The following is a 20,025-nucleotide window of genomic DNA, read 5'->3' as shown; positions in this document are numbered from 1 at the left end:
TCTTACCGGGCCGAAGCGAGTTGAGTGAAGGCGGTGCCGAGCCACTGCTGCACGCCATGCATCGTCGCGGCAGAGGTATCGAGGAACGGTTGCGGGTACACGCCGATGTAGATCAGCAGCGCCGCAAGCCCGACCACCATGATCATTTCGCGACCGTCCATGCCATGCAGTACCGCGTCCGATTTGGCCGGGCCGAAGTACGCACGGTGGATCATGATCAGCGAGTAGACCGAACCGAACACCAGGCCCGACGTCGCGATGATGGTAACCACAGGCGCCGCGGGGAACGTGCCGAGCAGGATCAGGAACTCACCGACGAAGTTACCGGTACCCGGCAAGCCCAAGGAAGCTGCTGCGAAGAACAGGCTGAGGGCCGGCAGGTAAGCGATCTTCGACCACAGGCCACCCATTTCCCGCATGTCACGGGTGTGGGTGCGTTCGTACAGCTGACCGGAGAGGATAAAGAGTGCTGCCGCCGACAGACCGTGCGCCAGCATCTGCATCACTGCGCCCTGCAGCGCCAGTTGGCTGCCGGAGTAGATGCCGATCAGCACGAAGCCCATGTGGGAAACGGACGAGAAGGCAATCAGACGCTTGATGTCGGTTTGCGCGAAGGCCAGGAACGCACCGTAGAAGATCCCGATCAGACCCAGGGTCATGGCGATCGGCGCGAACTCGGCCGAGGCGTTCGGGAACAGCGGCAGGGCGAAACGCAGCAGACCGTAAGCCGCTGTCTTCAGCAAGATACCGGCCAGGTCGACCGAGCCCGCGGTTGGTGCCTGGGCGTGAGCGTCAGGCAACCAGGAGTGGAACGGTACGACCGGCAGCTTGACCGCGAAGGCGATGAAGAAACCGAGCATCAGGATGTACTCGGTGGTGAGCGACATCTTGGTCTTCAACAGGTCGGCGTAGTTGAAGGTAATCACGCCGGTGTCGTTGAAGTTGACCAGTACCAGCCCCAGGATCGCCACCAACATGATCAGGCCGGAAGCCTGGGTGAAGATGAAGAACTTGGTCGCCGCGTAGATCCGGGTTTTCTTGCCGTCCGAAGAACTGTGACCCCAGAGCGCGATGAGGAAGTACATCGGCACCAGCATCATTTCCCAGAAGAAGAAAAACATGAACAGGTCGAGGGCGAGGAACACGCCGACGACACCGCCCAGGATCCACATCAGGTTCAGGTGGAAGAAGCCAACGTGACGTTGAATCTCTTTCCACGAGCAGAGGACCGAGAGCACGCCCAACAGACCGGTCAGCATGATCATCAGCAGCGACAGGCCGTCGAGGGCCAAGTGCACGCTGATGCCGAAGCGCTCGATCCAGATGTGCTTGAACTCACGCACCCAGGTCGGGTCGGCGCCAGGCGCCGGGGCAAATGAATAGTCACCGTTCGCCCACAGCCAGAGGCCGAGAGAGAGCAATAGGGACATGGTGATCAGCGCAATCCAGCGCGGGAGGGTAGCGCCGAAGCGCTCACCCATCCAGCACAGCAGGCCGCCGATGAAGGGGATCAGGATTAGCCAAGGCAGAATCATGACGGGCTCGTTTCCTTTCGCAAGTTCGCAAGGTTCATATCAGACCGCTACCAGCACGACGGCGCCGATTACCAGCACGGCACCAGCAGCCATCGAGGCGGCATACCAACGCAATTGACCGGTCTCGGTGCGGCTCAGGGCGGTGTGACCGCCTTTGGCCATACGCGGGATCAGACCGATAGTCTGGTCGAGCGGGTCTTTGCGCAGAATGTGGCTGATCGCAAGGTAAGGCTTGACGAACAGTTTGTCGTAGATCCAGTCGAAGCCCCAGGCAGCGAACCACCAGGCCGAAAGGAAGCGGCCGACGCCGCTGTTGGCGACGGCGGTGACGAAGCGACGCTTGCCGAGGAACAGCAGCGCGGCCAGCAGGATACCGGCCAGGGCGATGGCGCCCGAGGCGATTTCCAGACTGTGCTTGGCGTCGCCGCCGGCATGGCCGACGCTTTGTGGCAGTACACCGTGCAGCGGCGGAACGATCATCGCGCCAACGAACGTCGACAGTACGATCAGCACCGACAGTGGCAGCCAGTGAGCGATACCGTGACCGGCGTGCGCTTCGGTCTTCGCTTCACCGTGGAACGCGATGAAGATCAGGCGGAAGGTGTACAGCGAGGTCATGAAGGCACCGACCAGACCTGCATAAAGCAGACCCTGGTTACCGCTGGCGAACGCTTCCCAGAGGATTTCATCCTTGGAGTAGAAGCCCGCGGTCACCAGAGGCAAGGCCGCCAGGGCCGCGCCGCCGACGATGAAGCTGGCGTAGGCCAGTGGCAGTTTCTTCCACAGGCCGCCCATCTTGAAGATGTTCTGCTCGTGGTGGCAGGCAACGATCACCGCACCGGAGGCAAGGAACAACAGCGCCTTGAAGAAGGCGTGAGTCATCAGGTGGAAGATCGCGCCGTCCCACGCACCTACGCCCAAAGCCAGGAACATGTAGCCGATCTGACTCATGGTCGAGTAGGCGAGGATACGTTTGATGTCGGTCTGAACCAGTGCGGCAAAACCTGCCAGCACCAGCGTCACGCCACCCACAACGCCCACCAGGTGCAGGATGTCCGGCGCCAGGGCGAACAAGCCGTGAGTACGGGCGATCAGGTAGACACCGGCGGTTACCATGGTCGCGGCGTGGATCAGTGCCGAAACCGGAGTCGGGCCGGCCATCGCATCCGCCAGCCAGGTTTGCAGCGGCAGTTGCGCGGATTTACCGACAGCCCCGCCCAGCAGCATCAGGGTGGCCATGACCATCCAGAAGTCGCCAGCCTGGAATTTCTGCGGCGCCAGCACCAGCAGTTCCTGGATGTTCAGCGTGCCCAGTTGCGCGAACAGGATGAACAGGCCGATGGCCATGAACACGTCGCCGACGCGGGTCACGATGAAGGCTTTGAGTGCCGCGTTACCGTTGTTGCGGTTGCTGTAGTAGAAACCGATCAACAGGTACGAGCACAGGCCCACGCCTTCCCAGCCGAAGTACACGAACAGCAGGTTATCGGCCAGGACCAGGAACAGCATGCTGGCGATAAACAGGTTGGTGTAGGCGAAAAAGCGCGAGTAACCGGCTTCACCGCGCATGTACCAGGACGCGAACAGGTGGATCAGGAAGCCGACGCCGACGACCACACCGAGCATGGTCAGGGACAGACCATCCAGGTACAGCGCGAAGTTAGGCGTGAAGCCTTCCACCGCCATCCACTGCCACAACACCTGGGTGTAGTGACCGCCTTCAGGGGGCGCAACGTTGAACTGCCAGATGATGTAAGCAGTGACGATTGCCGACAGGCCAATGGAGCCGACGCCGATCAGCGCCGAAAGGTTTTCCGACCAGCGACCGCGTGAGAACGACAGCAGCAGGAAACCTATGAGAGGGAATACGAAAGTCAGATAGAGAAGGTTCATCCGCGCATCTCGCTGGCAGCGTCGATATCGAGAGTGTGGAAGCGGCGATACAGCTGCAACAGAATCGCCAGGCCAATACTGGCCTCGGCGGCTGCCAGGCTGATCACCAGGATGAACATGATCTGTCCATCCGGCTGCGCCCAGCGGCTACCGGCAACGATGAACGCCAAAGCGGAGGCATTCATCATGACCTCCAGGCTCATCAGCACGAAAAGAATGTTGCGCCGGACCATCAGGCCGACCAGACCGAGGCAGAACAGGATGCCGGCGACCGCCAGACCATGCTCCAAAGGGATAGCAGGCATCGTCATTGCTCCTTGGCTTCGTTGCGGCCCAAGTGGAACGCCGTGACGGCTGCGGCGAGCAGCAGCATCGAGGCAAGTTCGACCACCAGCAGATAAGGACCGAACAGGCTGATGCCCACGGCCTTGGCGTCTACGGTGGTGTGGCCGATGGCCTGACCGCTGGCGTCGCTGAACAGCACATACAGCAGTTCAGCCAGCAGCAGGGCGCCGAGTGCGACCGGGCCCAGCCAGATACCGGGTTTGAGCCAGACGCGCTCTTGCTGAACCGAGGCGGGGCCCAGGTTCAGCATCATCACCACGAACACGAACAGCACCATGATGGCGCCAGCGTAGGCGATCACTTCCAGTACACCGGCAAACGGTGCGCCGAGGGCGAAGAACGTCATGGCCACGGCGATCAGCGAAATGATCAGGTAGAGCAGGGCGTGCACGGGGTTGGTGTTGGTGATCACGCGAAGCGTGGACACAACAGCGATACCCGATGCGAAATAGAAAGCGAATTCCATCTTTCTTCCTTAAGGCAGCAAGCTCTTCACGTTGATCGGTTCGGCTTCATTCTGCGCGGAGCCTTTTGGCTTACCGGCAATCGCCATACCTGCAACACGATAGAAGTTGTAATCAGGGTTTTTGCCGGGGCCGGAGATCAACAGATCTTCTTTCTCGTACACCAGGTCCTGACGTTTGAACTCGGCCATCTCGAAATCCGGTGTCAGCTGGATCGCGGTGGTCGGGCAGGCTTCCTCGCAGAGGCCGCAGAAAATGCAGCGCGAGAAGTTGATACGGAAAAACTCCGGGTACCAGCGACCGTCATCGGTTTCAGCTTTCTGCAGCGAGATGCAACCGACCGGGCACGCCACGGCGCACAGGTTGCAGGCTACACAACGCTCTTCGCCGTCGGGGTCGCGGGTCAGCACGATACGGCCACGGAAGCGCGGCGGCAGGTACACGGCTTCTTCCGGGTACTGCAGCGTGTCGCGCTTGCGGAAGGCGTGGCCGAAAATCATCACCAGGCTGCGAAGCTGGGTGAAGAAGCCATGCACGATGTCAAATATGTACTTCATGATTCTCTATCCTCACTGAGCCGCGACGGCGGGCGTGTTGAGCAACACGATCGCAGCGGTCACCAGCATGTTGACGAGGGTCAGCGGCAGGCAGAACTTCCAGCTGAAATCCATCACTTGGTCATACCGTGGGCGCGGAATCGAGGCGCGCAGCAGGATGAAGAACATGATGAAGAACGCGGTTTTCAGTGCAAACCAGATGAACGGGATCTGCGGCAGAATGCCGAACGGGCCGTGCCAGCCACCGAAGAACAGGGTCACCAGCAGCGCCGAAATCAGCACGATGCCGATGTACTCACCGACGAAGAACATGCCCCATTTCATGCCGGCGTATTCAATGTGGTAACCGTCGGCCAGTTCCTGTTCCGCTTCCGGCTGGTCGAACGGGTGACGGTGAGTCACCGCGACGCCAGCGATGAAGAAGGTCAGGAAACCGAAGATCTGCGGAATGACGAACCACAGGTTCTGCGCCTGGTATTCAACGATGTCGCGCATGTTGAACGAGCCAACCTGGATCACGATGCCCATCAGCGACAGGCCCATGAACACTTCGTACGACACGGTTTGTGCCGAGGCCCGCAAGCTGCCCAACAGGGCGAACTTGTTGTTACTCGACCAGCCGGCGAACAGCACCGCGTAGACCGACAGACCCGCCATGGCGAAGAAGAACAGGATGCCGATGTTGATGTCCGCCACGCCCCAGGTCGGGGTGATCGGGATGATCGCGAAGGCAATCAGCAAGGCGCTCATGGCCACGACCGGTGCCAACGTGAAGATCACTTTGTCGGCGAACGGCGGGGTCCAGTCTTCCTTGAAGAACATCTTGATCATGTCGGCAGCGATCTGGAACGCACCGAACGGGCCGACGCGGTTCGGACCGTAACGGTCCTGCCAGAGGGCGAGCAGACGACGCTCGACCCAGCTCAGCAGCGCGCCGCACACCACCACGGCGAGCAGAATCACGATGGCCTTGAGGACCGCGATGATTACGTCGATCACTTCAGGAGTGAACAAGGTCATAGCGCTGCCTCCTGCAGACCGTCAACGGATTTGCCAAAGATCGCGGGCGGAATGCCGGCGATACCGGCCGGCAATGCGATCAGACCGGCACCCAGCTCTTCGTTGATGCGCAGCGGCAGACGCAAGGTCTGGCCGGCCACGTTCAGGCTCAGCAGGGCACCGTCATTGACACCCAGACGATCGGCTTCGGACTTGGCCAGCGACAGGTAAGCGGCTGGAATGCGTTCTTGAACCGGCGCGGCTTTGGAAGAGTTCTCTTCGCTGCCGAACAGGTGGAAGAACGGCACGACCTGCCAAGTGCCCGGAGCCGGGTTGAACGCGCGCGGAACACTGGAGAACCAGTTCAGCGAATCACCGGTGCTTTCGATCAGGCGAGTGCCCGGGTCGCCAGCGCGGATGTGACCACCGACTTCGTCCTGGAACTTGTTCCAGGCTTGCGGCGAGTTCCAGCCCGGAGACCAGGCGAAAGGTACTTGCTGACGCGGTTCGACCGAGCCCGAGTAACCTTCCATGGAGAACGAGAACGCGGTGTCGTTGTCCTGGGAAGTACGCGGTTCGTGCACGCTGATGTCGGCGCGCATGGCAGTCCGGCCGCTGTAACGCAGCGGTTCGCGAGCCAGTTTCAGGCCTTTGATGCGGAATGCGGCGGACGGTGCGGCGTCGACGATGCGCGCCAGTTGCGGTTTGCTCGCAGCAACGGCAGCGGTGACGTGGTCCAGTTGGGTCCAGTCGATCGGCTGGTTCAGCAGGGTCGAACGCAGGGCATGCAGCCAGCGCCAGCCTTCGTGAACCAGAATGCTTGCGTCGAGGTAAGTCGGGTCGAAGACCTGGAAGAAACGCTGGGCGCGGCCTTCCTGGCTGACCAGCGTACCGTCGCCTTCAGCGAAGCTGGCGGCTGGCAGAACCAGGTGCGCGCGATCGCTGGTGGCGGTCTTCTGATGGTCCGCCACGATCACCACTTTCGCGGCGTTCAGGGCAGCATCGACCTTAGCTTTGTCGGTACGGGTGTAGAGATCGTTTTCCAGCACCACGATGGCGTCAGCCTTGCCGTCGATCACCGCTTGCAGGGCTGCATCGACCGAGTCACCACCAAGCATGGCCAGGCCGAGGCTGTTGGCCTCTGGCACGATCAGGCTGATGGAACCGTTCTTCTCGCGCAGCTTCAGGGCCTTCGCAATGTTTGCAGCAGCCTCAATCAGTGCCTTGGAACCCAGCGAGGTACCGGCAATGATCAATGGACGCTTGGCAGCGAGCAGGGCGTTGGCGATGCGCTGAGCCAGTTCGAGGGCTTCAGCGTCCAGGCCTTCAACGGCCGGCGCGCTGGCATCGAGGGCGTGAGCCACGGCGAAACCGATGCGGGCCAGGTCGTCGGGCGCTGCGTGAACGCATTCTTCAGCCACGTCGTCGAGCTTGGTTTCAGCCAGGCTGGCGATGAACAGCGGGTTCAACGCGTTCTGACCGATGTTCTTCACCGCGGCATCGAGCCACGGCTGAACGCGCATGGCGTCGGCCATGTCTTCGGCTTTGCCCTTGACCGATTGACGCAGGGCCAGGGCCATGCGCGCAGCAGTCTGGGTCAGGTCTTCGCCGAGGACGAAAATCGCATCGTGATCTTCGATGTCGCGCATGTTCGGGATTGGCAGCGGGCTGTCTTTGAGCACCTGCACAACCAGACGAATGCGTTCCAGCTCAGCGGCTTCGATACCGGAGTAGAAGTGCTCGGCACCGACCAGTTCAAGCAACGCGTAGTTGCTTTCGAGGCTGGCGCGCGGCGAACCGATACCGACGATATTGCGACCGCGCAGCAGGTCAGCGGCTTTATCCAGCGCTTCGTCGAGGCCCAGCTTGGCGCCGTTGGCCAGCAATGGCTGACGCGGGCGGTCTTCGCGGTTGACATAGCCATAGCCGAAACGGCCACGGTCGCACAGGAAGTACTGGTTCACCGAACCGTTGAAACGGTTTTCGATGCGACGCAGTTCGCCGTAACGCTCGCCCGGGGAAATGTTGCAACCGCTGGAGCAGCCATGGCAGATGCTCGGCGAGAACTGCATGTCCCACTTACGGTTGTAGCGCTCGGAGTGAGTCTTGTCGGTGAACACACCGGTCGGGCAGACCTCGGTGAGGTTGCCGGAGAACTCGCTTTCCAGGGTGCCGTCTTCAACGCGACCGAAGTACACGTTGTCGTGGGCGCCGAACACACCGAGGTCGGTGCCGCCGGCGTAGTCTTTATAGAAGCGCACGCAGCGATAGCAAGCGATGCAGCGGTTCATTTCGTGGGAAATGAACGGCCCCAGTTGCTGGTTCTGGTGAGTACGCTTGGTGAAGCGATAACGGCGCTCGTTGTGGCCGGTCATCACGGTCATGTCTTGCAGGTGGCAGTGACCGCCTTCCTCACAGACCGGGCAGTCGTGAGGGTGGTTGGTCATCAACCATTCAACAACACTGGCGCGGAAGGCCTTGGATTCTTCATCTTCGATGGAGATCCAGGTGCCGTCGGTGGCAGGGGTCATGCAGGACATGACGATACGACCACGGGTGTCGTTCTCGTCGGTGTACTGCTTGACCGCGCACTGGCGGCACGCGCCAACGCTGCCTAGGGCAGGGTGCCAGCAGAAATAAGGGATATCGAGGCCTAGCGACAGACATGCCTGTAACAGGTTGTCTGCCCCATCGACTTCGAGCTCTTTGCCGTCTACGTGGATAGTGGCCATGGTTCAAAGTTCTTCGTTGGCCCGGTGTCAGCGGGCGTGGCTAATGGAATCTTGTTATCCGCATGAATCAACACAGCCGTTAAAGGCGTCATCACACGAAAAGCGAAGGGCACGGACCCTTCGCCTTTGTTAAGCGTTTACGCGCCGACTACGATCGGCTTTGCCAGAGGCGGGACGACGGCGCTGGTAGGCGCGATGCCGGCTTCGAACTCATGGCGGAAGTATTTGATTGCGCTGCCCAACGGCTCCACGGCGCCCGGTGCGTGAGCACAGAAGGTCTTGCCTGGGCCGAGGAAACCGACCAGACCCAGCAGGGTCTCGATATCGCCGGCTTGCCCTTCACCGTTCTCGATCGCGCGCAGCAGCTTGACGCTCCACGGCAAACCGTCACGGCACGGGGTGCAGAAGCCGCAGGATTCGCGGGAGAAGAACTCTTCCATGTTGCGCAGCAAGGACACCATGTTGACGCTGTCGTCCACCGCCATGGCCAGGCCGGTACCCATACGGGTGCCCACTTTGGCGATGCCGCCGGCATACATTTGTGCGTCCAGGTGTTCCGGCAACAGGAAACCGGTACCGGCGCCGCCTGGCTGCCAGCACTTGAGCTTGTAACCGTCGCGCATGCCGCCGGCGTAGTCTTCGAACAACTCGCGACCGGTGACGCCGAACGGCAATTCCCACAGGCCCGGGTTCTTGACCTTGCCGGAGAAGCCCATGAGCTTGGTGCCCATGTCTTCACTGCCTTCGCGGGCCAACGATTTGTACCAGTCCACGCCGTCGGCAATGATCGCCGGTACGTTGCACAGGGTTTCAACGTTGTTCACGCAAGTCGGCTTGCCCCACACGCCCACTGCGGCAGGGAAGGGCGGTTTGGAGCGCGGGTTGGCGCGGCGACCTTCGAGGGAGTTGATCAGTGCGGTTTCTTCACCGCAGATGTAACGCCCGGCACCGGTGTGGACGAACAGCTCGAAATCAAAACCCGAACCCAGGATGTTCTTGCCCAGCAGGCCAGCAGCCTTGGCTTCTTCCACGGCACGGTTCAGGTGCTTGGCGGCGGTGGTGTATTCACCACGCAGGAAGATGTAGCCACGGTAGGTTTTCAGCGCGCGAGCACTGATCAGCATGCCTTCGATCAGCAGATGGGGCAGTTGCTCCATCAGCATGCGGTCTTTCCAGGTGTTCGGCTCCATTTCATCCGCGTTGCACAGCAGGTAGCGGATGTTGATGGATTCGTCCTTGGGCATCAGGCCCCACTTCACGCCCGTGGGGAAGCCTGCACCGCCGCGGCCCTTGAGGCCGGAGTCTTTCACGGTCTGGACGATGTCGTCCTGGGCCATGTCGGCGAAGGCCTTGCGCGCAGCCGCGTAACCGTTCTTGGCCTGGTACTCGTCGAGCCATACGGCTTCGCCGTCGTCACGCAGACGCCAGGTCAGCGGGTGAGTCTCGGCCGAACGCTTGATGCGGTTGGCAGGACCGAAGGAAGTCAGGGTCATACGTAGCCCTCGAGCAATTTGGCAACGCCGGCAGGCTGCACATCACCGAATGTGTCGTCGTCGATCATCAACGCCGGCGCCTTGTCGCAGTTGCCGAGGCAGCAGACCGGCAGCAGGGTAAAACGACCGTCGGCGGTGGTCTGACCCAGGCCGATGCCCAGATTGCTCTGGATTTCGCTGACTACCGATTCATGGCCGCCGATGTAGCAGACCATGCTGTCGCAGACGCGAATGATGTGACGGCCGACCGGCTGACGGAAGATCTGGCTATAGAACGTCGCCACCCCTTCAACGTCGCTGGCCGGGATGCCGAGGATCTCGCCGATGGCGTAGAGCGCGCCGTCAGGCACCCAGCCACGTTCCTTCTGGACGATCTTCAGGGCTTCGATCGACGCCGCGCGCGGGTCTTCGTAGTGATGCAGCTCATGCTCGATGGCCGAGCGCTCGGTTTCGCTCAGGGCGAAACGGTCTGTCTGGATAAGCGGGCTGTTCATGCTTAGCGGTCCACGTCGGCCATAACGAAATCGATACTACCCAGGTACGCGATCAAGTCCGCGACCATGCTGCCTTTGATCACCGAAGGGATCTGCTGCAGGTGCGGGAAGCTTGGAGTACGAATCCGGGTGCGGTAGCTCATGGTGCCGCCATCGCTCGTCAGGTAATAACTGTTGATGCCCTTGGTCGCTTCGATCATCTGGAAGGATTCGTTGGCCGGCATGACCGGGCCCCACGAAACTTGCAGGAAGTGCGTGATCAGGGTCTCGATGTGTTGCAGCGTGCGCTCTTTTGGCGGCGGCGTGGTCAGCGGGTGATCCGCCTTGTACGGGCCTTCCGGCATGTTGCGCATGCACTGCTCGATGATCTTGAGGCTCTGGCGCATTTCTTCGACGCGAACGATGCAACGGTCGTAGGCATCGCCATTGGCCGCCAGCGGCACTTCGAATTCGAAGTTCTCGTAACCGGAGTACGGGCGAGCTTTACGCAGGTCGAAATCGCAACCGGTCGAACGCAGGCCGGCACCGGTGACGCCCCATTCCAGGGCTTCTTTGGTGTTGTAGGCGGCGACGCCGATGGTCCGGCCACGCAGGATGCTGTTGTCCAGTGCGGCTTTCTGGTATTCGTCCAGACGCTTTGGCATCCACTCGACGAAATCCTTGACCAGTTTTTCCCAGCCGCGCGGCAGGTCGTGAGCGACGCCACCGATGCGGTACCAGGCCGGGTGCAGACGGAAACCGGTGATGGCTTCGATCACCGTGTACGCCTTCTGGCGGTCGGTGAAGGTGAAGAACACCGGGGTCATGGCGCCGACGTCCTGGATGTAAGTACCCAGGAACAGCAGGTGGCTGGTGATCCGGAAGAACTCGGCCATCATGATGCGGATGACGTCGACCTTCTCGGGCACCTTGATGCCGGCCAGTTTCTCGACCGAGAGCACGTACGGCAGGTTGTTCATCACGCCGCCGAGGTAGTCGATACGGTCGGTGTACGGAATGAAGCTGTGCCAGGACTGACGCTCGGCCATCTTCTCGGCACCACGGTGGTGGTAACCGACGTCCGGCACGCAGTCGACGATTTCTTCACCGTCCAGCTGCAGGATGATGCGGAACGCACCGTGCGCCGAAGGGTGGTTAGGGCCGAGGTTGAGGAACATGTAGTCCTCGTTCGCACCGGAGCGCTTCATGCCCCAGTCTTCAGGCTTGAAGCGCGCGGCTTCTTCCTCAAGTTGTTGCTTGGCCAGGGTCAGGCTGAACGGGTCAAACTCGGTGGCACGGGCGGGGAAGTCCTTGCGCAGCGGGTGACCTTCCCAGGTCGGCGGCATCATGATGCGGGTCAGGTGCGGGTGACCGGCAAAGTTGATGCCGTACATGTCCCACACTTCACGCTCGTACCAGTTGGCGTTGGGCCAGAGACCGGTAACGGTCGGCACGCTGAGGTCGCTCTCGGACAAGGCGACCTTGATCATTACGTCACTATTACGCTCGATCGACATCAAGTGATAAAACACAGTGAAGTCGGCACCGCTTGGCAGCCCTTGACGCTTGGTGCGCAGACGCTCGTCCACGCCGTGCAGGTCATAGAGCATGACGTACGGCTTGGGCAGGTTGCGCAGGAAGGTCAGGACTTCGACGAGTTTGGCACGGGCAACCCAAAGTACCGGCATGCCGGTGCGGGTAGGCTGGGCGGTGAACGCCTCCGGGCCAAAACGGTTGTTCAGTTCGACGACCACATCCTGGTCGTCTGCCTTATAAGGCGGGATGTACAGAGCACTGCCTGTAGTCATGGTTATTTATCGCTTTCGGTCAACGTAAAGAATGAAGCCAGTTTCTCGTTTCTTTGTAAGAACAGATCTGGATCAGACTTCGTCGGGGCTGCGCAGGTTGGTGACTGCGATTCGCTGTTCGCGGCGCTGTTCCTTTTGCGAAGGCATCTCGGCGCGGTACACGCCTTGATCGCCGACGACCCAGGAAAGTGGGCGACGCTCCTGTCCAATCGACTCTTGCAAGAGCATCAAGCCTTGCAGAAAAGCTTCAGGGCGGGGCGGGCAGCCAGGCACGTAGACGTCCACGGGCAGGAACTTGTCCACCCCTTGAACGACGGAGTAGATGTCGTACATGCCACCGGAGTTGGCGCACGAACCCATGGAGATAACCCATTTAGGCTCGAGCATTTGCTCGTAGAGACGCTGAATGATCGGCGCCATCTTGATGAAGCAGGTACCGGCGATAACCATGAAATCCGCCTGACGCGGCGATGCCCGGATGACCTCGGCGCCAAAGCGCGCGATGTCGTGGGGCGCCGTGAAGGCGGTGGTCATTTCCACGTAGCAGCACGAAAGACCGAAGTTATACGGCCACAGGGAGTTCTTGCGCCCCCAGTTGATCGTGCCGTTGAGCACGTCTTCGAGCTTGCCCATGAAAATGTTTTTGTGGACTTGATCTTCTAACGGATCGGAAACGGTTTCCCGTTGGCCAATCGGATACTGCTCGTTAGGAGCATCGGGGTCGATCCTGGTGAGATTGTATTGCATTGCCAAAGCCTCATTGTTTCAGCTTCGCTTGCCGCTTACGACGAGCTTCCGGAGCCCAGTCAAGGGCGCCCACTCGGAATAGGTAGACAAGGCCTGCCAACAGAATTGCTATGAAAACGAGAGCTTCGACGAATCCGGTCCAGCCGCTTTCGCGGACGGACACAGACCAGGCAAAGAGAAAAAGGGCTTCGATATCGAAGATCACGAAGAGCATCGCGACCAGATAGAATTTGGCTGAGAGCCGCAAGCGGGCGCCACCGGTAGGTAGCATGCCGGACTCGAACGGTTCGTTTTTGCTGCGACCCCAGGCTTTTGACCCGAGGAGGCTGGATACGCCGAGCATGAAGGCGCAAAGGCCGCCGACACCCAGAAGGAAAATGGCAAAGCCCCAGTTGTGGGCCATGAGTCCGGTCGCTTCGGGCATGCTGGTAATCCTTAACAGAGAGCAAAGGTCTCTGAGCTTGAAAAGAAACAAAGCAGTGACGATATGTCGCAGCAATCAATCGCGGTGATTTTATGGCTAAACACCGAGCAAGTAAAATTCAGATAGCGAAATTATTTACAAGAATAAGGACATAGCGTGCCTCCAAAGCCCTGTAGCCCATGCCGCTCGGGCATTAGCGGGGGTTTCGTCAAATATGTTTTGTAGGGAATGTAACGAACATAGTTGCCGCTAAATGATAATCAATATTATTTGACGCGATTTTCAAACTGTTTAACGGGGGAGTGGCTGGGAAGTTGTCTTATATGCGCGTTACTGCAAGTAGCGAGCACGGTCGTTTTACCTGATTTTCCGGGCCGTGAAACTGCTCTGGATCAATGTTTTTGCCCGAGCTGCCGCTGACCCTGTAGGAGCTGACGAGTGAAGCGAGGCTGCGATCTTTTGACTTTGTTGCTTAGAGGCAAGATCAAAAGATCGCAGCCTGCGGCAGCTCCTACAGGGGATTGCGATGGCCGAAAAATCGCAGGCAAAAAAAACGCCCCGAACCAGTCGGGGCGTCAGATGAGCGGCTTTGCGGTTAGCTTTTTATTCGGTCCGCAAGGGCCGTTTGCTTAAGCGAAGCAGATCAGTGGAACTGTTCTTCTTCGGTCGAACCGGTCAGCGCGGTCACCGAGGACGTGCCACCTTGAATCACGGTGGTCATGTCGTCGAAGTAGCCGGTGCCCACTTCCTGCTGGTGAGCCACGAAGGTGTAACCCTTGGCAGCGTCAGCGAACTCTTGCTCTTGCAGCTTCACGTAGGCAGTCATGTCGTTGCGGGCGTAGTCGTGCGCCAGGTTGAACATGCTGTGCCACATGTTGTGAATGCCGGCCAGGGTGATGAACTGGTGCTTGTAACCCATGGCGGACAGTTCGCGCTGGAACTTGGCGATGGTCGCGTCGTCCAGGTTTTTCTTCCAGTTGAAGGAAGGCGAGCAGTTGTACGACAGCAGTTGGTCCGGGTATTCCTTTTTGATCGCTTCAGCGAAGCGACGAGCCTCGTCCAGATCCGGCTTGGCGGTTTCGCACCAGATCAGGTCGGCGAACGGTGCGTAGGCCAGGCCACGAGCGATGGCCTGGTCGAGACCGGCGCGCACTTTGTAGAAGCCTTCCTGGGTACGTTCGCCAGTCACAAATGGCTGGTCGTACGGGTCGCAATCGGACGTCAGCAAGTCGGCTGCGTTAGCGTCGGTACGGGCCAGGATGATGGTCGGTGTACCGGCAACGTCAGCTGCCAGACGAGCAGCGGTCAGCTTCTGCACAGCTTCCTGGGTCGGAACCAGTACCTTGCCGCCCATGTGGCCGCATTTTTTCACGGAAGCCAGTTGGTCTTCGAAGTGAACGCCGGCGGCGCCTGCTTCGATCATGCTTTTCATCAGCTCGTAGGCGTTCAGAACGCCACCGAAACCGGCTTCAGCGTCAGCCACGATCGGAGCGAAGTAGTCGATGTAACCTTCGTCGCCCGGGTTCTTGCCTGCTTTCCACTGGATCTGGTCAGCGCGACGGAACGAGTTGTTGATGCGCTTGACCACGGTCGGAACCGAATCCACCGGGTACAGCGACTGATCCGGGTACATCGATTCGGCGGAGTTGTTGTCCGCAGCCACTTGCCAGCCCGACAGGTAGATCGCCTGAATGCCGGCTTTGACTTGTTGCACAGCCTGGCCGCCGGTCAGGGCGCCCATGCAGTTGACGAAATCTTTCTCAGGACGGAAGGACGGCTTGGCACCCTGGGTTACCAGGTTCCAAAGCTTGTCGGCGCCCATTTTTGCAAAGGTGTGCTCAGGTTGAACCGAGCCACGCAGACGGACGACGTCAGCAGCGGAGTAATTGCGTGTCACGCCTTTCCAGCGCGGGTTTTCAGCCCAATCTTTTTCGAGGGCTGCAATTTGCTGTTCGCGTGTCAGTGCCATGGGGATAAACCTCGTCGCGTCTTTAATCGAAAGTGGTTCTGGGTGGACAATTCCTGCGTGCCAAATACGCATTTCAAAGGGGCGTAAAAGGCTGCTCGCTGACCAGAAGCTTAGGCGGTCAAGTCGGGTTCGGCGGGGATGGCGACGGGATGAACGATGGGCTCGAGGGGAAGTGAGCAGGTAAGGGCGAACTGGCGAGCGCATTCAGGCGTCGTGGGCCTTGGTGCGAACTTCAGTGTGGAGCCGGGTTACCTAATTACGCTTCCGTCCCTCGGGACAACTTCGTTCCAGTCGGCAACCTCGTCAAACACACCTTGTGGGCGGTACAGACACGAATCGGCTCGCGGGGTAGGTGCGAACAGCGACTCGAAAGCCCTTGCCAGGGCCTCTGATTAGCGGGAGCGAGGCCATCATGCCTTTGCTTTTTTGGCTCGTCAAACGTTTTGTAGTGCTTTTTTTCAAGCACTACATCTTTGGTCTAATACGACTAATCAGTCAGTTTTTGGTGCTTTAGTCCAACGTATCGACTTTCACTCGCAGAGTCATGTCATCCCGGCCCTGAGTCGAGTAGCTGCGGTTCAGGCCCTGTTTGTCGGCCTGAGTCTGGCGATTTACGCCGGCCAGGGTGATCCACTCGCCCAGTCGGCCGCTGACAGTTGTGTCGGTACTTTGCACGTTCACTACATCGGGACGTTCCTGGCTCATCCGGTCACGGTTGGTACTGATTGCCAGATGAACGATGTCGCCGGTGACGCTCGCGGTGACGTAGAAGCCTTGGGTGACGTTGCGGTATTCAGTTTGGCTGCGCAGGTCGCCATAGCTGTCGCTCTGGGTGCTGGTCAGCGGCACGCTCTGGCCGACCTGGATCAGCGCCGGTGTGCCTTCGCTGGCCTGAACCTGCTGGATACCACCTTCACGGCTGTCGGTGCTGCGGTTGATGATACGAGTCTGGCTCGGCTTGGCACCGTTCACCGAGTAACCCTGATCGCCCTGGAAGTTGTTTTCGTTGGTGTCGACGGTGATCAGCAAGCGCTTGGCGGCCACGTCGAGTTGGCTGATCAAGGCCTTGAGTTCGTCGATCTTGCGCTGTTCTGCGTTGACGATCAGCTGATTGCCATAGGCGCTGACCTGACCGTCCTTGCCGATGAAATTCTGCGCCACCGGCAGCAGGTCGGCGCTGGTGCGATAGTTCAGGGGCACGATCTCGGTGGCGGCCATGACCGAAAAATTGCAGGTCAGCAGCAGCGTGGTGAGCAGGGTGCGTAGGGACATATCCGTTATCTCCGGCCTTTGAAGTCTTGATATTGCCAGTTTGTCGGCCCGCGGTGGGGCAAGTTGAATCGTAGACAGCAAAACGCCCCGGCATCGAGGATGGCGGGGCGTTTTGTGGTGTTCCTGATGGCCTCTTCGCGAGCAAGCCCGCTCCCACACTTGATCTGTGAACGACACAGAACCAATGTGGGAGCGGGCTTGCTCGCGAAGGAGGCACCTCGGTCTCAAGCCGAATGACGCACCATGTCCACATGCGGAATCCCTGCTTCCAGGAATTCCTCACTGACCATGCTGAAACCCAAGCGCTCATAGAACGCCGTGGCCTGCACTTGCGCGCTCAGCATCTGCTGCTTCAGTCCGCGTTCCTCGGCTTCGCCGATCACCGCTTGCATCAGCGCATCGCCGACTTTCAAGCCGCGCCAGTCCTTCAGTACCGACACCCGGCCAATGTGGCCATCTGGCAACAGTCGAGCGGTGCCGATCGGAAAGTCGCCTTCAAAGGCCAGAAAGTGGACTGCCGTTGCGTCATCAGCATCCCATTCCAGCTCAGGCGGAACGGATTGCTCGGCGATGAATACCGTCTCACGAATGCGCCGGATCTCGGCGTTGTCCTTTTGCCAGTCTGCGACACGTACGTGAATTTTATTCATCAGCAAACCCCAGGCTGCCTTGCTTGACCAGCTCGCACAGCAGGCCGCGACCGTCTTCGTCGTTCAGCCAGTCGCCGAGGTTGTCGGTGTGCAGGGCGTCGGCGGCGCAGATCAGTTTCAGCAGCTCGCGCAGTTTGCCCGGCAGGTAACGGCTCTGGCCGCTGGCGAACAGCAGCAGGTCGTCATCGACTTCGGACCAGGCCATGCGCGCGCTCGGGTTGCGGATCAGCACGGCGCCTTGTTCAAGGCTGGCGAGGAAGTCTTCTTCTTCGACTTCTTCCGGGCCGACGACCAGCTCCGGGTAGCGCGGCTCGGTCATGTACTGGCCGAACCAGGTCAGCAGCAGGCGCTCATCGCTCATGTGCTCGGCCAGCAACGCTTTCAGGCGATCAAGGGCGTCGTGCTGAATCTGGTGCGGATCGACCGCCGGCAATGCGTCGGCATCGGTGTAGCGCTCTTCATCGGTCAGGAACTGGCTGAGGAAGTCGGTGAAGTGAGTCAGCACTTCAGAGGCGCTCGGGGCGCGGAAGCCGACCGAGTAGGTCATGCAGTCATCCACCGCAACGCCGCAATGGGCCAGGCGCGGCGGCAGGTAGAGCATGTCACCGGGTTCCAGGACCCACTCATCGGTGGCCTCGAAGTCGGCGAGGATGCGCAGGTCCGCGTGCGGCAGCAGCTTGCTCTCGGCATCGCACATCTGGCCGATTTTCCAGTTGCGCTTGCCGTAGCCTTGCAGCAGGAACACGTCGTAGTTATCGAAGTGCGGACCCACGCTGCCACCCGGGGCGGCAAAGCTGATCATCACGTCGTCGACGCGCCAGCTCGGCAGGAAGCGGAAGTTTTCCAGCAGTTCGCTGACTTCCGGCACGAATTGGTCGACCGCTTGCACCAGCAGCGTCCAGTCGCGTTCCGGCAGTTTGCTGAATTCGTCTTCGGCGAACGGGCCGCGGCGCAATTCCCAAGGGCGCTCGCCGTGCTCGATCACCAGGCGCGACTCGACTTCTTCTTCCAGTGCCAGGCCGGCCAGTTCGTCGGCGTCGATCGGGCTTTCGAAATCAGGAATCGCCTGGCGGATCAGCAGGGGTTTTTTCTGCCAGTAGTCGCGCAGGAATTCGCGCGCCGTGATGCCGCCCAGAAGTTGAAGAGGAATGTCAGGATTCATGTGTAACCTATTGAAAAAAAGCACTTTTCAGACGGGAATAAAAACGCCCGGCGCTGCCGGGCGTCTCAAACGGGTAGAGCGGTCGATCAGATGCGTTTGGCTTGCGCTACAGCGTTACCGATGTAGTTTGCCGGGGTGAGCAGTTTCAGCTCAGCCTTGGCGGCGGCTGGCATGTCCAGGCCGTCGATGAAAGTCTGCAGCGCTTCAGGGCTGATGCCCTTGCCACGAGTCAGTTCTTTCAGCTTTTCGTACGGGTTTTCGATGTTGTAGCGACGCATCACGGTCTGGATTGGCTCGGCCAATACTTCCCAGCACGCGTCCAGGTCGGCAGCAATCTTCTGAGCATTGAGCTCCAGCTTGCTGATGCCTTTGAGGCTGGCTTCGTACGCGATCACGCTGTGGGCGAAGCCGACACCGAGGTTGCGCAGTACGGTGGAGTCGGTCAGGTCGCGCTGCCAGCGGGAGATCGGCAGCTTGCTCGCCAGGTGCTGGAACAGTGCGTTGGCGATACCCAGATTGCCTTCGGAGTTTTCGAAGTCGATCGGGTTGACCTTGTGCGGCATGGTCGACGAACCGATTTCACCAGCGATGGTGCGCTGTTTGAAATAACCCAGGGAGATGTAGCCCCAGATGTCGCGGTCGAAGTCGATCAGGATGGTGTTGAAGCGCGCGATCGCGTCGAACAGCTCGGCGATGTAGTCGTGCGGTTCGATCTGCGTGGTGTACGGGTTGAAGCCCAGGCCCAGCTCGTCTTCGATGAAGGCGCGGGCGTTGGCTTCCCAGTCGATCTCAGGGTAGGCCGACAGGTGAGCGTTGTAGTTGCCGACAGCGCCGTTGATCTTGCCCAGCAGCGGAACGGCGGCGACTTGAGCGATTTGACGCTCCAGACGGTAAACCACGTTCGCCAGCTCTTTGCCCAGGGTGGTCGGCGAGGCCGGTTGACCGTGGGTGCGCGACAGCATCGGCACGTCAGCGAAACGGATGGCCAGTTCGCGAATGGCTTCGGCAGTCTGGCGCATCAGCGGCAGCATCACATCATCACGGCCTTCGCGCAGCATCAGGGCGTGGGACAGGTTGTTGATGTCCTCGCTGGTGCAGGCAAAGTGGATGAATTCGCTGACGGCAGCCAGTTCTGGCAGCTTGGCCGCTTGCTCTTTGAGCAGGTACTCAATGGCTTTGACGTCGTGGTTGGTGGTGCGCTCGATCTCTTTGACACGCTCGGCGTGCTCCAGAGAGAAGTTTTCCGCCAGGGTGTTCAACACCGCGTTGGCTTCGGCGGAGAACGCCGGCACTTCGCTGATGGCAGGGTGAGCGGCCAGGCGCTGGAGCCAGCGCACTTCAACCAGGACGCGAGCACGGATCAGACCGTATTCGCTGAAAATTGGGCGCAGGGCCTGGGTTTTGCCGGCGTAGCGGCCGTCAACAGGGGAAACCGCAGTGAGCGAAGAGAGCTGCATGGGGTGTTCTCGGACAGTCGGGCAACGAAATGGGGCGCGTATCAT

The 20,025-nt window shown here is 59.9% G+C and carries 17 protein-coding genes; all 17 read right to left on the bottom strand.

Features of this window, described 5'->3' with window-relative positions:
- Window positions 1-2: 2 nt before the first annotated feature.
- Entirely contained in the window at window positions 3-1,535 is a 1,533-nt protein-coding gene (gene nuoM / locus F6R97_RS06145; RefSeq protein WP_038982503.1) for an NADH-quinone oxidoreductase subunit M, read from the bottom strand.
- A gap of 39 nt (window positions 1,536-1,574) precedes the next feature.
- Window positions 1,575-3,428 (bottom strand): NADH-quinone oxidoreductase subunit L, encoded by a 1,854-nt coding sequence (gene nuoL / locus F6R97_RS06140; protein ID WP_038982505.1) that lies wholly within the window; start codon window positions 3,426-3,428, stop codon window positions 1,575-1,577.
- A complete protein-coding gene (gene nuoK, locus F6R97_RS06135; protein WP_007940879.1) occupies window positions 3,425-3,733 on the bottom strand; it encodes an NADH-quinone oxidoreductase subunit NuoK in 309 nt (102 codons plus the stop codon). Before nuoK ends, nuoL begins: the two co-directional genes overlap by 4 nt.
- 2 nt (window positions 3,734-3,735) lie before the next feature.
- Entirely contained in the window at window positions 3,736-4,239 is a 504-nt protein-coding gene (gene nuoJ / locus F6R97_RS06130; protein WP_030130915.1) for an NADH-quinone oxidoreductase subunit J, read from the bottom strand.
- Window positions 4,240-4,248: 9 nt separating this feature from the next.
- Window positions 4,249-4,794 (bottom strand): NADH-quinone oxidoreductase subunit NuoI, encoded by a 546-nt coding sequence (nuoI, locus tag F6R97_RS06125; RefSeq protein ID WP_200889382.1) that lies wholly within the window; start codon window positions 4,792-4,794, stop codon window positions 4,249-4,251.
- Between the two features lie 12 nt (window positions 4,795-4,806).
- Entirely contained in the window at window positions 4,807-5,814 is a 1,008-nt protein-coding gene (nuoH, locus tag F6R97_RS06120; RefSeq protein WP_038982509.1) for an NADH-quinone oxidoreductase subunit NuoH, read from the bottom strand.
- Window positions 5,811-8,525 carry an NADH-quinone oxidoreductase subunit NuoG gene (gene nuoG / locus F6R97_RS06115; protein ID WP_315866241.1) on the bottom strand — a complete coding sequence of 905 codons (2,715 nt, stop codon included), beginning with the start codon at window positions 8,523-8,525 and terminating at the stop codon, window positions 5,811-5,813. Before nuoG ends, nuoH begins: the two co-directional genes overlap by 4 nt.
- A gap of 137 nt (window positions 8,526-8,662) precedes the next feature.
- A complete protein-coding gene (gene nuoF / locus F6R97_RS06110; protein ID WP_008014896.1) occupies window positions 8,663-10,018 on the bottom strand; it encodes an NADH-quinone oxidoreductase subunit NuoF in 1,356 nt (451 codons plus the stop codon).
- On the bottom strand, window positions 10,015-10,512 hold the full coding sequence (gene nuoE, locus F6R97_RS06105) for an NADH-quinone oxidoreductase subunit NuoE (protein WP_038982511.1): 498 nt from the start codon (window positions 10,510-10,512) through the stop codon (window positions 10,015-10,017). Before nuoE ends, nuoF begins: the two co-directional genes overlap by 4 nt.
- A gap of 2 nt (window positions 10,513-10,514) precedes the next feature.
- Entirely contained in the window at window positions 10,515-12,299 is a 1,785-nt protein-coding gene (gene nuoC, locus F6R97_RS06100) for an NADH-quinone oxidoreductase subunit C/D (RefSeq protein WP_048396917.1), read from the bottom strand.
- A 72-nt stretch (window positions 12,300-12,371) separates the two neighbouring features.
- On the bottom strand, window positions 12,372-13,046 hold the full coding sequence (locus F6R97_RS06095; RefSeq protein WP_050682721.1) for a NuoB/complex I 20 kDa subunit family protein: 675 nt from the start codon (window positions 13,044-13,046) through the stop codon (window positions 12,372-12,374).
- A gap of 10 nt (window positions 13,047-13,056) precedes the next feature.
- Window positions 13,057-13,470 (bottom strand): NADH-quinone oxidoreductase subunit A, encoded by a 414-nt coding sequence (locus F6R97_RS06090; protein WP_007905050.1) that lies wholly within the window; start codon window positions 13,468-13,470, stop codon window positions 13,057-13,059.
- A 643-nt stretch (window positions 13,471-14,113) separates the two neighbouring features.
- A complete protein-coding gene (gene aceA, locus F6R97_RS06085; RefSeq protein ID WP_007905048.1) occupies window positions 14,114-15,439 on the bottom strand; it encodes an isocitrate lyase in 1,326 nt (441 codons plus the stop codon).
- A gap of 510 nt (window positions 15,440-15,949) precedes the next feature.
- Window positions 15,950-16,711: a secretin N-terminal domain-containing protein gene (locus tag F6R97_RS06080; protein ID WP_315866240.1), complete on the bottom strand. Its 762-nt coding sequence runs from the start codon at window positions 16,709-16,711 to the stop codon at window positions 15,950-15,952.
- Window positions 16,712-16,935: 224 nt separating this feature from the next.
- A complete protein-coding gene (locus F6R97_RS06075) occupies window positions 16,936-17,361 on the bottom strand; it encodes a GNAT family N-acetyltransferase (protein ID WP_007905044.1) in 426 nt (141 codons plus the stop codon).
- Entirely contained in the window at window positions 17,354-18,523 is a 1,170-nt protein-coding gene (locus F6R97_RS06070; RefSeq protein WP_315866239.1) for a cupin domain-containing protein, read from the bottom strand. The genes F6R97_RS06075 and F6R97_RS06070 overlap by 8 nt, the downstream gene beginning before the upstream one ends.
- Before the next feature lie 86 nt (window positions 18,524-18,609).
- Entirely contained in the window at window positions 18,610-19,980 is a 1,371-nt protein-coding gene (gene purB / locus F6R97_RS06065) for an adenylosuccinate lyase (RefSeq protein WP_007905039.1), read from the bottom strand.
- Window positions 19,981-20,025: the final 45 nt, after the last annotated feature.

This window comes from Pseudomonas sp. JV414 (assembly GCF_032424305.1).
Classification (GTDB): Bacteria; Pseudomonadota; Gammaproteobacteria; order Pseudomonadales; family Pseudomonadaceae; genus Aquipseudomonas; species Aquipseudomonas lini.
Note: the sequence above shows the minus strand (reverse complement) of the source record. Positions and strands in the feature narration are given on the sequence as shown.